Source organism: Bacillus cereus group sp. MYBKT111-2, assembly GCF_051915205.1.
GTDB classification, from domain to species: domain Bacteria; phylum Bacillota; class Bacilli; order Bacillales; family Bacillaceae_G; genus Bacillus_A; species Bacillus_A paranthracis.
In genome coordinates, this window is the sequence record NZ_JBQAEG010000003.1 from 211916 (window position 1) to 225001 (window position 13086).

Here is a 13086-nt window from a genome sequence, read left to right on the forward strand (position 1 = left end):
AAGGTGAGCGAATGAGTAATAAAGTTGAAATTTTAATGCATCCGGTAAGAATGAAAATTTGCCAAGTGTTAATGAGAAATAAGGAAAATGGGCTAACACCATTAGAAATGGTAAAAATCATTAAAAATGTACCACAAGCCACACTATATAGACAGCTACAAACTATGGTTGATTCTGGTATCGTCCATGTAATTAAAGAAAAAAAGGTAAAATCTGTTTCTGAAAAATATTACGCAATCAATGAAGAAGATGCAAAAATTGAAGGAAGTGAGTGGAAAAAATTATCTAATGATGAAAAGTTAAACTACATTTCCTATTATCAGTTATCACTTATGACACAATATCAAAGTTACCTTAAGAAATTAGAGGAACAAAACAGTCAAGAAGATACTGCTACTTTTTCTGTAGTGGAATTAAAGCTAGATGAAGAACGCTTTGGAAAATTTCAAAGCGAACTTAACGAATTAATGATTAAATACTACAATAGCCAAAATAAAGATGAAATAGAGGCTCCGGTTCGGACCATCGCTATTACAATTATTCCAGAAACGTGAACTCACTCAACATACATAATACAAGCCGATGATTCCTTACCGTAGGAATCATCGGCTATCTTCATTTTGACTTTTGCTGTATGGCTGGCGAAAAAAACGGATCTAGAAACTGAAATGTTTTAAAATCTAGAATTCGAATGTGCTTAAAGTTGCTATCTATATTACATGAATTCTTTTCTCGTGTTAATCTCATACGATCCACACTCTCTCCAAAAACTTTTAAAAAAGAAGCATGGGTAAACTAACAAATATAAATTAGGGATCCACCAAGACATATCAAAATCTAAACGAATTGTCCAAAATGCTAGAGCTTGTAACCCTGAGCAAAAAGTTAAAATTAATGATAGAAATGCAAAGTGGCTCCAAGTATGTTTTTGTTTAGAATGCAAATACAAACTTAAAAATCCCGTTAACGAGATTAACAAATCTAGAGGCAGGAAAGACCAATTCCACGCTACTAAAATAGGATCTTCATAATCTTTAAACAAATATTCTTGCGGAATCATATGAAAAATTGTTATGAGCCAATATATAACAAACCCAAAATCAGTAATAAAGAAAAAATACTTTAATCGATTCAATGTATACGTTCCTCCACCATTTCTTTTTTCTTCGCTTCATGTGCCGCACTATTAAAATTTAATATTACGACTCCAACTAAAATAAAAAGAATTGCTAGTATCTTAATTATATTGATACTTTCTCCAAAATAAATAAAACCAATTGTTGTAATCGTTACAATTCCCATACCTGACCACACCGCATATGCTACGGACATTTCCATCCCTTTTAATGCAAATGACAGAAATGCAAAACTTACTACATAAAATACAAAAATAAGAATGCTTGGTACAAGTTTCGTTAATCCATCAGATAGTTTCATTGCAGTTGTACCTGCTACCTCAAATAAAATTGCTAAGCATAAATAAATCCACTGCACTACTCTCACACCTTCTATTTCGAATTAGAAATGCCATACAATAACATATCCATAATAGATTCCAGCATACTTCCTAATGTATGATCACTTTTTTTGATAAACATCGGATCATATATGCGATTCAGTGCCCCCAAATAGACTTCAATAAAAAACGGAATTTGAATTTTTCTTATGCTTCCTTCTCTCATTCCCTCTTCTATTAAACCAATTACAGTAGACCACCCTTCACGTAAAAACTGATCTAATTTTAACCATTGGTAATAATGATGTTTTTTTAGTTCTACTAATAAACTTGCATCCATGAATGTAAATTGTTGTGGAATGCAAATTAAGATGAGTCTTATTTTTTCAACTGTTTGTAACGTATCATCTTCAGCGATATTTTTTTCCTTTTCTTGAATACTTTCTATTACATTACGAATAACTTCATCTACTATTTCATCTTTTGAAGAGAAGTGCTCATAGATTGTCCTCTTACTGACAGCTAATTGTTTTGCTAAATCACTAATTGTAAATGTAAACCCCTTCGTTTGAATTTGATGAATGGTTTCCGTTACTATTCTTTGTTTCATAATCCGCCCCCTAAACCTTTGGTACCAATTTAGTTTTTTTGGTACCATTTCATTTTACAATATTTAACACAACGTATACAACTAACATTTCAAATTTTCTTATTTTTAACTCAAAACAGGTAAACATAAGAGCGTTGATAATCATACCTGCATATTTAACAATCAAGTGAATGTATAAAATAACACTCATACATGAAAGTTTAACTAAAGTTAAATGCAATTGTATAAGGCTATGTTGGTAAATATTCTTTTTTAGCTTGATGGGGAGAAACCCCGATCTACCTTTCACCTAAGTAAAAAAAGCGCCCTATAAACAGGGCGCTTTGCTCCAACCTAATGACTAATATTAGCCGTTGGGTATAATGTTGTTCCTCCAATTGAAACCTTTATTTCATTTGTTAATGGAACATTTTGTTCATTAATAATGGTTCTCCACCATTCCCATGCAAGACCTGTACATTCTCTTGCTACGATTTTTATATTTTTTGAATTTGGTGGAAGAGGGATTACTGTAGAGTAATGGGCTGTTTTATCTTTGCCACTACCTTCCCATGTTTTATGTGTTAGTACTTCTTTCCCATTTTGATCAAATGTGAATTCATCCCAAGATACATCAAATTGCGCAACGTAAGCACCGTAATGATCAAGTGTCATTTTTGCACTTGAATATTCTGTAGTTGTCGTCTCGATATAATCTGTATTGTTATGAACAGCAGCAGTTGCATTATCTTTTAAGAACGTGCTTGTATATGAAATTGGATATGCTGGATTTTTAAAACTTAATTCAGCATTATCTTTAATGATATTTCGTATTTCATTGAAATCTTTTGTAACAACCTTGTTATGCTCTTTCGCATCTCCGCCTAATACGACAGCCGTAAAGGTACTTTCTTCAAAAATATCTTTGTACTGTCCACTCGTTTCGACGCTGTTATTCTTCAGTAAAGCTTTAAAAGCAGCTTGTACATCTTTACTCTTAGATGTTGTTTCTAATTTTACATAAACCGTTCTACCATAAGCTACATTTGAGACCATAACAGGTGGAGCTGAATTACTTACTCCTTTACGAGTTAGCTCATCAAAAGTAACACTATTATCAAAGAGATCAGATGGATTATTAGGTAGTTCAGCACTTACAGTATAAAATATTTGTTTATATGCCGCCACCATCACTTTCTTTTCTCCATTTGCAACTGCATTAAAGTCAATATTTAGACTGTTATCAAGATATTTAGCATTAACATTAAGAGCACTTGCGATTTGTGATTTACTATAAACCATAGATTCTGTATACTGCATTCTTGCAGGTAACGTATGTGTTGCGGAATACTTTTCATTCCAAGTAGATACTAAATCATCTACTGCTCCAGCTACATTACCATATGTCGGATTTTGGACAGTGATTGTATTTTCTTTTCTCATACCAGGTAAGTCTATACTAATATTCAAAGGCTTTCTCTTAGCCACTAATAAACTCGGTTGATTGTCTGCAAAAGCTTTATTGGCAAGTTGTACAGCTCCTGGATACGTACGATTCGCTACAGAATCAATAATCGAAATATCGACTGGTGACGTTGTAAGTGATTTTTTCTCACGTTCCACTACTACAAATTTACCATTTGAATTGATACTTTCTTTCGGAACAAAACTCTCTATTTTATCACCATTTACAGCTAAAACCTCTTGATTATTATATGTAAGATTCCCTATACCAGTATCAATGCTACTAGCATTTTTATTTATATCATTTGCATGACCGATTTGTGTTTCTGCGAAAGAAATAGATGAATAATTAAGAGTGCATAGACTAACTAATACACATGTAAGGAACTTTCTTTTCTTGGTATTTTTCTTAATGTTCAGAAAAATCACCCCATTCTTTTTTTAGTAAGATATAATAATGATAGATATATGATAGCTAACGAATAAACTTACATAAACGCTTTTAAAAGTTCTTGAACTAAAGGAATTACTCCACCTAAAAATTTTAAAACTGCCATTGCGATTTCCATATTCCTTCCTCCTCTTTGCTGTATTAAGATGTGTTGTATATTTATGCTTTCATTATAATAAGCTTTTTCATTTGCATCAATTCATTTTCATATGCAATATTTCATATTTGAGAAAAGCAACTTTTTCTATCAGGGTGATATGCTACTACTCTTCTTGAACATATTTCAATCCCCTAAAAATATCAGAATTTTCTATTTTTAAAAGGTTATGAACGAAACAACCTCGAATAATTGTAATACATATACATAAGGAGGTTGATCTATTTTGTTTCGTTCTTTTACTAATGGTTGCGTCGCCTTAGTGCAACGTTTCTTGCCAGAACCGTTTATTTTATCATGTTTATTAACTGTTTTCGTTATCTTCTTCGGTATGTTTGCAACGCATCAAACACCTGTGGAAATGATTAATCACTGGGGTAATGGCATTTGGGGGCTTCTCGCCTTTTCTATGCAAATGGCACTTGTACTCGTGACAGGATCTGCTTTAGCAAACGCTCCTCTTATTAAAAAAGGATTAACGAAAGCTGCCAGACTACCGAAAACGAATGGACAAGGTATTATTGCCATTTCAATCGTAAGTTTACTAGGCGCATACATAAACTGGGGCTTTGGTATTGTTGTATCTGTTTTATATGCAAAGGAAGTAGCAAGGCAGCTGGAAGGATTAGACTATAGACTGGCAATTGCTTCTTCTTACTCTGGATTTCTCATTTGGCATGCGGGACTTTCTGCTTCTATCCCTCTTACGTTAGCAACAGGCGGAGAAACGTTAATGAAAACGACAGCTGGAAGTATTAAAGAAGCGATTCCAATCACTGAAACGTTATTCTCACCATACGCTCTCGTTCCCGTTATTATCTTTTTAGTTACGATGCCTCTTATTAATAAGGCAATGCATCCAGATGAAAAACATACGATTACGGTGGATCCTAGCGTGTTCCATGAGGAAGCTGCCGCTCAAGAAGTAGAAAAAAATACGTTCGCTGAAAAAATGGAAAATAGTATCATCATTACACTTTGCGTTGGATTGTTAGGTCTCATTTATATTTTCAATTACTTTTATACGAAAGGCTTTAACCTTACGCTAGACATCGTTATTTTTATGTTATTAATTGCTGGACTCGTTTTCCACCGTACTCCGATTCAATATATTCGCGCTTTTTCAGACTCTACGAAAAGCGCTTCTGGCATTCTACTTCAATTTCCGTTTTACGCAGGAATTATGGGGATGATGATTGGAGCAAATAGTGAAGGCCTTTCACTTGGAGGAGCTATTTCGAATTTCTTTATTAGCATTTCAAACGAAACGACTTTCCCGCTCTTTACTTTTTTAAGTGCTGGCATCGTTAATATTTTCGTTCCATCTGGTGGCGGTCAATGGGCTGTGCAAGCACCCATTATGATTCCAGCTGGCGCTGAACTTGGTGTACCTGCTGCAAAAACAGCAATGGCCATTGCGTGGGGCGATGCTTGGACAAATTTAATTCAACCTTTCTGGGCATTACCAGCATTAGCGATAGCTGGTTTAGGTGCTCGTGATATTATGGGATTTTGCGTTGTGAACTTACTATATGCAGGTTTTATCATTAGTCTATGTTTCTTATTTATTTAAACGAAAAGCTAGTTTTATACTAGCTTTTTTACATAATAAATCATTTATTTCCCACGCAATTTATTACGGTCTTCCACTCTATCTCCGTAAGATATAATGCCTCAAATGCAAAAAAGTCTTCACATACTTTTTCAATCAGATGTGGGTTTTCCCTCAAGAAGTTCCACTGTAAAGCTTTAGGAAGAAAATGCATTTCATACTCCTTACTTCCCCTTACTACTTCATCAACTTCTCTTTCACAAATTCCTCTTATTAAGTAATCATTTCTTAATTGTATTTGAATTTGCTGAAATGTTTCGCTACATTTCTTCAATTGAAGTAAACATGTAATATACGTTCGTAAAAGTCTGCTGTCATCCCCGCAACACTTTATAATACGTTCCATTTCATTCATAGTGTACGAGCCTTTTCTTCTATTTGTAATAACCACTTTTCCCGCTTCTCTCGTTTACTCGTTTTCACAGATTGAAAAACTGACCGTTTTATATCGCGAATGCCGCAAAAACGTAAGACACCTCTCTTCATTATAATCCAATCTGCTGATCGATATAATAGTGCGACGTACCATAACGGTGAATCTAGCGTATTAATCACCCACGCCTTCTTCCCTTTCAATAACCCTTTAGGCAGAGCACCTTCATATTTATAAGCAAATCCAGCAACGAAAATACGATCAATAAATCCTTTTAAAATAGCTGGCATCCCCCACCACCATATCGGATAGATGAATAGAAGCATATCCGCTTCTTCTACTAATGTCCTGTACCGAGCTGTTTCTTCTTCATTTACTAAGTCACGTCTTTTCTTCTCTTCATTAAATACAAGGACTGGATCAAATTGCTCCTTATATAAATCAAGTACGGTAACTGAATGATTTGTTTCCTGTAGTCCTTTTTGCACATGATTTAAAATTGCCGCGTTAAAACTTGAAGGACTAGGATGAGCGTATACAATAAGTACATTCACTACAAAACAACTCCCTTTATAAGTTAAAGTTTCCCCTTCTTTAACATCTTCTCTACAATTTGCACGTTTTTTGAACTCTGTAACAAGCGATGTAGTACCGTTAATAACTCTTCCTTTTCTAACTCTTTTAGTTTCTCTTTCACTGCACTCTCACCAGCACTTTGAATATCATAAACAACTGCCGCCATATGTTTGCAAAGATTCTCATACGGACACTCGCAGCTACTTTCTGTAAAATCTTCAAGATCAATAATCACTTCATAGTCTCCTGCATTTCCAGTAACGAAAGCAAATATTTTCTTGTCTTGTATTTCAACATCTTCTACATGTCCTTCTTCATAATATTCATACCCTTTATCCATAATGTACTTAGGAATCCATTTCGTTATATCATGTAATAAGTAAGCGTACATCATAGCACCTCTTCCTTTAATTCCCTTTTGACTTCTAGAGCCACTGCATGTTATTCTAATAACTGTCAAATAGCAAGTCTATGTGACAAAACGACTGACACCTATTCGGCGAAGGTGTCTCTTTTCATTTGCAGCCGATATGAAGTGCCTCTTTCAGGCACATTCAATCTTTGACACTACACACTCAACACCATTCCCTGTATCAGGCTGCTTAAGCAGTCTTTTACTCTACATACTTCAAAAAAAAGAGAGCTTAGCTCCCTTTTCTCGCCTTATAAAATACCCCTTTTTCAGTATAGAGATATTCATCAGCTAATGTAATTTTCCCATCCAGTTTCAGTTCATCTAATAGTCTTGATAAATAAAATTGATGTAACATCTTTTTCGTGAATTTTCCTTCATGATGCGAAACGATATGTTCTTGAATATCTAACAATGATATCGGCTTATCTTGCTCTATCATATATTCATAAACTGTACTACGCAGTTTTACGTATTTTTCGAGTGTCACAGTAATGCGCAACCCCTTTCTTCTTAATGTAAATTTTCGTAATCGGTTTTTTTGCAATAAAAAAACCTCTCCGATAAGAAGAAGTTACGTATATATCTTCGTCTTATCTCCCAGAACAAATTTGTTCTGCTGGAATTAGCACCTGCATCGCGGTTGCTGGGTTTCATCGGGCCAGTCCCTCCACCTCTCTGGATAAGAAAATATTCACTTAATTCTTACTATACGTAATTTCATTTCAATTGTCAAACAAATATAACAAATTATATTTTCTTCTTTACTGTTCATACTATACATATATGAATATGCAAGGAGGATTATGAAATGCATCAAAATGCTCGTGGATATGTACAAGATTCTTTTCAATCATTACAAGAAGCAAAACATTGTTTAGAAGAAGCATTACAGACTGTTGAAAAAGATTTTAATCGCGCTCGTATTGAGCAATCCCTTTATGCGATCGAACAAGCTATTCAACGCTGCGATTACACCGTTCATATTTTAGAACAAGATTGAAAAAACTTCCCATCATAAGGTGGGAAGTTTTTTCAAATGGCATACTTCATAATTATTGCCGTTATGATTAAAAAATATACAGAATTCACAATTTCTAAAATCCCTACTTTTATAATAGAAATTTTTTTGCCATACAATATAATGGCTCGAATGACACTTGGTATAAAAATAAGAGAACACAACGGATTAATAGCAAATACGATGACCGTTAACATGATATGATAACCCCAAGATATATAACGATACTTCGGATTATTTTTCTCACGTATCATCGTTTTCACATAAAACGTACTTCCTAAAAAATATAAAAATGAAATAAGCGCAATAAATAATGCAGTTTTATCTATCAGTTTCATTGAAAAATAATAACTAACTAAACCACCTATACAGAAAACAATAATTGCACTAACGTCATTTAATAATGCTCTTTCATTTTTTTGACGAGCGTAATACATATTTACTATAAAGAATGGAATCATGACTATTACGAATAAAAGAATGCGCCATTCATATAATAGAGAAATCATCCCAAATACGAACGCAATGAGAAAATATACAATTGCTGCATGTAAATACTCTCTTTTTCGTCTTTGCTTTATGTACGTAAGAAATGGATACGTAGCTAAATAGATAAAGAACCAAGCTATAAACAATGGAATGTGATATATAGTAGGTTTTCCAAGTATGACACTTAATAGAAATGGTATAGCAAGCATCGCCCATGCACCATGTTGCTTCGGAATAACTAACTTCATTAACTATACACCTCCCTTTTGAAAATAGTTCTCACCTACTATTATACAAATAATTTTATATAGTAACGGATATATATTGGACTATTTTTTGACAATAAAAAATGCTCCTTACAATATGTAAGAAGCATGAAAGAGGCAAACGAATATGTAAGTCGCGACCCTACCTTATATGAGTATGCTTTTCTATACCATGTTATGCTTATCCAATATGCCATATTTCTTTTTAAATCTTGTAAGAATCGTAATCCAAGACGTACTAAATAATAGTAAGAAAACAACATTCGAAATTGCATGGCTCAAATCGAAATAAAAACTTGCGATATAATACGAAATGACTGTTTCCCACGTTGCCTCTCGTATAAAACCGAGAAGTCCCCAGAAATTCATAATCCAGCCAAATAAAAATCCAACAAACAATCCGTATAGAAGCCTTTCCCATAGCTTTTTCATTAAAAACGTATTACGTAATAATCCAGCTATAAAACCGATCATACCCCATGAAAACATTTGCCACGGCGTCCACGGCCCTTGTCCTAAAAAGATATTAGACACAATCGCCGCTGTTGCCCCGATCATAAATCCTGTTTCACTTCCAAACACAATTGCAGAAACGATAATAACAAAAGAAGTCGGTTGTACACTCGGTAAAATAGAAAATGGTACGCGACTCACTGCTGCAATTGCTGCTAACACGGCAACGAGAACAATTTCACGTGAAACAAACGCCTTTCTTTCAAAGCGGATATAGAAAGGTAACATAATAACAACTAATAAAAACAAACTACTTAACATGTAATACCCATCCATGATAAGTGTAGTAAAGAGTAATGTGCCTATTATTACTGCAAAAATACATATTATGAATGCAACATATCGTTTGGACACGCTTCGTACACATCCTCCCACGTTAATGCATATGGCAATTCTTTTCGAATGAATCGATTGATAGATGTTGTATAAAAGAAGTTGCCACTAAAAAATTCTTTCGGTGCATCATTCATAATGACTGCTCCATCAAATAACATCATACATTGATCCACGTATTTCGCTGCAAACTCAATATCATGCGTTGCCATTACAATTGTTGTACCTTCTTTTTGCAGTTTCCTAAATAACTCTCCTACTCTCTCTTTCTTCCATGGATCGAGTCCCTTTGTCGGTTCATCCAGTAATAATAAAGTCGGCTTTGATAATAACGTTGTACATAATGCAAGTAGTTGTTGCTCTCCCCCGCTACAATCATGTGGATGGCGTTCTTTAAGTGCATATAGCCAAAACTTTTTAAGCTGATGTTCTGCTATTTCGTTTCCTTGTTCTCCATATAATTCACGCGCTCGTTCATACACTTCGTCCCACACTGTATCAAATGTAAAATGATAATACGGATGCTGTGATACATACCCAATACTTTTAAATCGTTCTTTCGAATCAACTTTATGTATCACTTTCCCATTCCACTTTACTTTCCCTCTTCTCGCTTTTTGCAATCCAGCTAAAAGCGTTAACAGTGTAGACTTCCCTGTCCCATTCTTTCCAACGAGAGCTACCCATTTTCCTTTTTCAATCGATACTGTTAAATCTCGTAAAATGAGCGGACTATTTTTTTCATATTGGAATGAAATATGCTCGGCACTTAAAATGACTTCTTGCTTTTCACCTTGTACTATTGGCTTATTTACATATGATATCGCTGAAAAATCATTCATTTTCATTTGCGCTTCTCGCACTGTAAACGGAATATCTTTCGTATTCCACTCTAAAAACAATCTTGGAATTTGCGGAATAAATGGCCGGAACTTTTCTACTTCCCACATATTTGCTACAACCGTTTTCGGACTACCGTCATACACGATTTGGCCGTTACTCATACAAATAACGCGCGTTGCAAGTGGTATTACTTCATCTAAACGATGTTCACTTAAAACGATCGTAATGCCAAGTTCTTCATTAATACGCTTTAACAATCCTAAAAACTCTTTTGCGGCAATTGGATCTAACTGCGCTGTCGGTTCATCTAATAATAATAATTTCGGTTGCATTACTAATACGGCAGCTAAATTAACAAGTTGCTTCTGTCCGCCAGATAACGTATGAACAGATTGATGCAATAAATCTTGAAATCCTAAGAAACTAATAAGCTCTGCTATTCTTTTTTGAATAATATGTGATGGTAATCCAATATTTTCTAAAGAAAACGCTAATTCTTGAATTACTGTATCCATTACGAGTTGATTTTCTGGATTTTGAAATACCATACCAATTTCTTGAGCAGATAACAAATCCGGTACATTTTCTAATAAAGTACCATCATAATATGTATCCCCAGTACGCTTACCGATTGGAAGTAATTCCTTTTTAAAATGTTTTAATAAAGTCGTCTTTCCAGATCCTGATCCTCCAGCAAGTGCAATAAACTCTCCTTTTTGAACAGAAAGAGAAATATGCTGTAACGCTTCTTCGTTTTCATCAGCATATACAAATGATAAATTGTTTATTTCTGCATGCGCCACCATATCCATTCCCTTCCTTCCATTATGATTGGTAAACTAATAAACATCGTAAATACAACAAACATCATCCCATCGTATTGCTGAAATAAAATAGATTCGACTTTCGGATAAATGATTAACTTTCCTCCGCCATACGTACTACATATAATAGCAATTATAAATAAAATACTTAAATAACTGAGCGTGTACCAATCGCGTCTTTCCATTCTATACCGAATATATGTCGTACGCTTCGTTACACCAAATCCACGAGCTTGCATAGAATCTGCCGTTTGCAGTGCATCTTCTAATGAACAAATTAATAATACTTGCAATAGTTGCATACCATTTTTCACACGTTCCACAATGGAACCTGCATCTACCTGTACACCTTTCGTCTTTTGGACGAGTGTTATTTTCTGTAATCTTCTCATAAACAAAGGAACAAATCTCACTGTAATCATCGTTAACAATGCTACTTTCGGTGAAATTCTAGAAAACAAATATAAAAATTTATGACTTGAAATAATATCATTATACGAAGCAAACGTAAACATAATCGCAACTAGTAATAACCCCATTACTACTCCAAACATAATTGCCTCAAGTTTAATACGGCTATCACCTAACCAAAATAACGTAGTTCGGCCTCTATGTGTTAATAGCGAATTAAATAAAATGACCATAAAAAAGAAAACGATTGTGCTCGGTAACATCTTTCTTACCTTTTGGCTATTCCCTTGCATCACATTTAAAATAACAATTAATAGTATTGCTCCAATTAAAAAAAGAGGATGAAGACACATCATACATAGTATCATCACCCCGATATAATAGAAAAAATTCACAAAAGGATGTAAAGAAGAAAAACTTATTTTCATAGTCCTTTACCGAATGCCTTTCTTATTTTAATACAAACACCCACTCGATTGTATCGCCTGGTTTTACTGTAACTACACCTGCACTATGGTTTGGAAACGCACCGTTCACACGATATTTCCATCCACTAGTAGCGGTAATATCTTTTTCATATAAATCATTAATACCTTTTACATAAACTCCATCTTTAGAGCCCATTGCATCCACATCTAATCCTGTACGCTGCAATACTTTATAAACTGTATCGCCTTCTTGTACATCCACCTTTTTTGCACCTAATAAATATCCTTCATTACCTTTTACTGAGATCGTAACTTGTTTTGGTTTTGGTATTACTGGATCTGGCACTGGCGGTACTGGATCTGGTACCGGTGTTGGTGGAGTTGGTACACTATTGTTCTCTTCTGGTTTTTTCTTTTGCTCCTGCTTCGGTGTTTCCTTCGGCTGATTCACAACCTTTGCTTCTTCTTTTACTTCTTGCGCTTTCGGTTGTTGCTCTTGTTGTTTCTCTTCTTGTGCTTTTTGTTGTTCTGGTTGCTTAGTAGCGACAGGCTGTTCCTGCGTTTTTTCTTCTTTCTTTACTTCCGGTTGTGCTTGTGGCTTTTCTTCTTTCGGCTTCTCTTCTACTTTTTGCTCTTGCTTTTCTTTCTGTTCGTCTTGCTTATTTTGCTCTTGTTCAGCTTGTTTTTCCTCCGGTTTTTCTTCCGGTTTCGCTTCATCTTTTTTCTCTTCTTGTTTTGCTACTTCTTCTTGCTTTGGTTCTACTTTCTTCTCAGGCTTTACAGCTGCCTCTTCACATCCGGCAAGTAGCCCAAGTGAAAGCAGTAAAGAAATAAACCATTTCATCTTACTCATGTTGCCTCTCACCTT

16 protein-coding genes and 1 riboswitch are annotated in these 13086 nt (G+C 34.6%); of the genes, 3 read left to right on the plus strand and 13 right to left on the minus strand.

The window, feature by feature from the left end; genetic code table 11:
* Positions 1–11 precede the first annotated feature (11 nt).
* Positions 12–554, plus strand: a complete 543-nt coding sequence (locus ACTFNE_RS09835) for a transcriptional regulator (RefSeq protein ID WP_000066860.1) — start codon at positions 12–14, stop codon at positions 552–554.
* A gap of 161 nt (positions 555–715) precedes the next feature.
* On the opposite strand, the gene ACTFNE_RS09840 is transcribed toward ACTFNE_RS09835, so the two are convergent.
* The 4 genes from ACTFNE_RS09840 to alo form a co-directional block, all read right to left on the minus strand.
* Positions 716–1135 (minus strand): DUF5360 family protein, encoded by a 420-nt coding sequence (locus ACTFNE_RS09840; RefSeq protein WP_001080894.1) that lies wholly within the window; start codon positions 1133–1135, stop codon positions 716–718.
* Positions 1132–1494, minus strand: coding sequence for a DMT family transporter (locus ACTFNE_RS09845; RefSeq protein WP_270705953.1), 363 nt, complete (start codon positions 1492–1494; stop codon positions 1132–1134). The genes ACTFNE_RS09840 and ACTFNE_RS09845 overlap by 4 nt, the downstream gene beginning before the upstream one ends.
* A 14-nt stretch (positions 1495–1508) precedes the next feature.
* The gene (locus ACTFNE_RS09850; RefSeq protein ID WP_270705952.1) at positions 1509–2066 is read right to left on the minus strand and encodes a TetR/AcrR family transcriptional regulator; all 558 of its coding nucleotides are present in this window, start codon (positions 2064–2066) and stop codon (positions 1509–1511) included.
* Positions 2067–2399: 333 nt separating this feature from the next.
* Positions 2400–3938, minus strand: a complete 1539-nt coding sequence (alo, locus tag ACTFNE_RS09855) for an anthrolysin O/cereolysin O family cholesterol-dependent cytolysin Alo (RefSeq protein WP_270705951.1) — start codon at positions 3936–3938, stop codon at positions 2400–2402.
* A gap of 405 nt (positions 3939–4343) precedes the next feature.
* Here alo and ACTFNE_RS09860 point away from each other — a divergent pair, with 405 nt between their 5' ends.
* Positions 4344–5690, plus strand: a complete 1347-nt coding sequence (locus ACTFNE_RS09860; RefSeq protein WP_270705950.1) for a short-chain fatty acid transporter — start codon at positions 4344–4346, stop codon at positions 5688–5690.
* A gap of 40 nt (positions 5691–5730) precedes the next feature.
* On the opposite strand, the gene ACTFNE_RS09865 is transcribed toward ACTFNE_RS09860, so the two are convergent.
* The 4 genes from ACTFNE_RS09865 to ACTFNE_RS09880 form a co-directional block, all read right to left on the minus strand.
* Positions 5731–6084, minus strand: a complete 354-nt coding sequence (locus ACTFNE_RS09865; protein ID WP_046198435.1) for a hypothetical protein — start codon at positions 6082–6084, stop codon at positions 5731–5733.
* The gene (locus ACTFNE_RS09870; protein ID WP_001101676.1) at positions 6081–6656 is read right to left on the minus strand and encodes an NAD(P)H-dependent oxidoreductase; all 576 of its coding nucleotides are present in this window, start codon (positions 6654–6656) and stop codon (positions 6081–6083) included. Before ACTFNE_RS09870 ends, ACTFNE_RS09865 begins: the two co-directional genes overlap by 4 nt.
* Before the next feature lie 23 nt (positions 6657–6679).
* Positions 6680–7069: an SWIM zinc finger family protein gene (locus tag ACTFNE_RS09875; protein WP_000271503.1), complete on the minus strand. Its 390-nt coding sequence runs from the start codon at positions 7067–7069 to the stop codon at positions 6680–6682.
* Between the two features lie 253 nt (positions 7070–7322).
* Positions 7323–7580, minus strand: coding sequence for a hypothetical protein (locus ACTFNE_RS09880; RefSeq protein ID WP_000171478.1), 258 nt, complete (start codon positions 7578–7580; stop codon positions 7323–7325).
* 100 nt (positions 7581–7680) lie between these two features.
* A riboswitch (SAM riboswitch) is annotated at positions 7681–7779 on the minus strand.
* A 122-nt stretch (positions 7780–7901) separates the two neighbouring features.
* Between ACTFNE_RS09880 and ACTFNE_RS09885 the strand changes: the two genes are divergently transcribed.
* Positions 7902–8093 carry a hypothetical protein gene (locus tag ACTFNE_RS09885; RefSeq protein ID WP_000554029.1) on the plus strand — a complete coding sequence of 64 codons (192 nt, stop codon included), beginning with the start codon at positions 7902–7904 and terminating at the stop codon, positions 8091–8093.
* Positions 8094–8125: 32 nt separating this feature from the next.
* Here the strand turns inward: ACTFNE_RS09885 and ACTFNE_RS09890 are convergent, their stop codons facing one another.
* The 5 genes from ACTFNE_RS09890 to ACTFNE_RS09910 all read right to left on the minus strand — a co-directional run bounded on the left by ACTFNE_RS09890 (position 8126) and on the right by ACTFNE_RS09910 (position 13071).
* Complete coding sequence (locus ACTFNE_RS09890) at positions 8126–8848, minus strand: YwiC-like family protein (RefSeq protein ID WP_270705949.1); 723 nt, start codon at positions 8846–8848, stop codon at positions 8126–8128.
* Positions 8849–9031: 183 nt separating this feature from the next.
* A complete protein-coding gene (locus tag ACTFNE_RS09895) occupies positions 9032–9733 on the minus strand; it encodes an ECF transporter S component (RefSeq protein WP_270705948.1) in 702 nt (233 codons plus the stop codon).
* The gene (locus ACTFNE_RS09900; protein ID WP_002163589.1) at positions 9706–11367 is read right to left on the minus strand and encodes an ABC transporter ATP-binding protein; all 1662 of its coding nucleotides are present in this window, start codon (positions 11365–11367) and stop codon (positions 9706–9708) included. Before ACTFNE_RS09900 ends, ACTFNE_RS09895 begins: the two co-directional genes overlap by 28 nt.
* Positions 11340–12218, minus strand: a complete 879-nt coding sequence (locus ACTFNE_RS09905; RefSeq protein WP_270705947.1) for an energy-coupling factor transporter transmembrane component T — start codon at positions 12216–12218, stop codon at positions 11340–11342. Before ACTFNE_RS09905 ends, ACTFNE_RS09900 begins: the two co-directional genes overlap by 28 nt.
* A gap of 22 nt (positions 12219–12240) precedes the next feature.
* Positions 12241–13071 (minus strand): DUF4430 domain-containing protein, encoded by an 831-nt coding sequence (locus tag ACTFNE_RS09910; RefSeq protein WP_270705946.1) that lies wholly within the window; start codon positions 13069–13071, stop codon positions 12241–12243.
* Between the last annotated feature and the right edge of the window lie 15 nt (positions 13072–13086).

Bases quoted from the DNA above. Each gene is read 5' to 3' on its own strand.
- ACTFNE_RS09835 (WP_000066860.1), top strand. From the start codon at position 12: ATGAGTAATAAAGTTGAAATTTTAATGCATCCGGTAAGAATGAAAATT.
- ACTFNE_RS09850 (WP_270705952.1), bottom strand. From the start codon at position 2,066: ATGAAACAAAGAATAGTAACGGAAACCATTCATCAAATTCAAACGAAG.
- ACTFNE_RS09865 (WP_046198435.1), bottom strand. From the start codon at position 6,084: ATGAATGAAATGGAACGTATTATAAAGTGTTGCGGGGATGACAGCAGA.
- ACTFNE_RS09875 (WP_000271503.1), bottom strand. From the start codon at position 7,069: ATGTACGCTTACTTATTACATGATATAACGAAATGGATTCCTAAGTAC.
- ACTFNE_RS09885 (WP_000554029.1), top strand. From the start codon at position 7,902: ATGCATCAAAATGCTCGTGGATATGTACAAGATTCTTTTCAATCATTA.
- ACTFNE_RS09890 (WP_270705949.1), bottom strand. From the start codon at position 8,848: ATGAAGTTAGTTATTCCGAAGCAACATGGTGCATGGGCGATGCTTGCT.
- ACTFNE_RS09900 (WP_002163589.1), bottom strand. From the start codon at position 11,367: ATGGATATGGTGGCGCATGCAGAAATAAACAATTTATCATTTGTATAT.
- ACTFNE_RS09905 (WP_270705947.1), bottom strand. From the start codon at position 12,218: ATGAAAATAAGTTTTTCTTCTTTACATCCTTTTGTGAATTTTTTCTAT.
- ACTFNE_RS09910 (WP_270705946.1), bottom strand. From the start codon at position 13,071: ATGAGTAAGATGAAATGGTTTATTTCTTTACTGCTTTCACTTGGGCTA.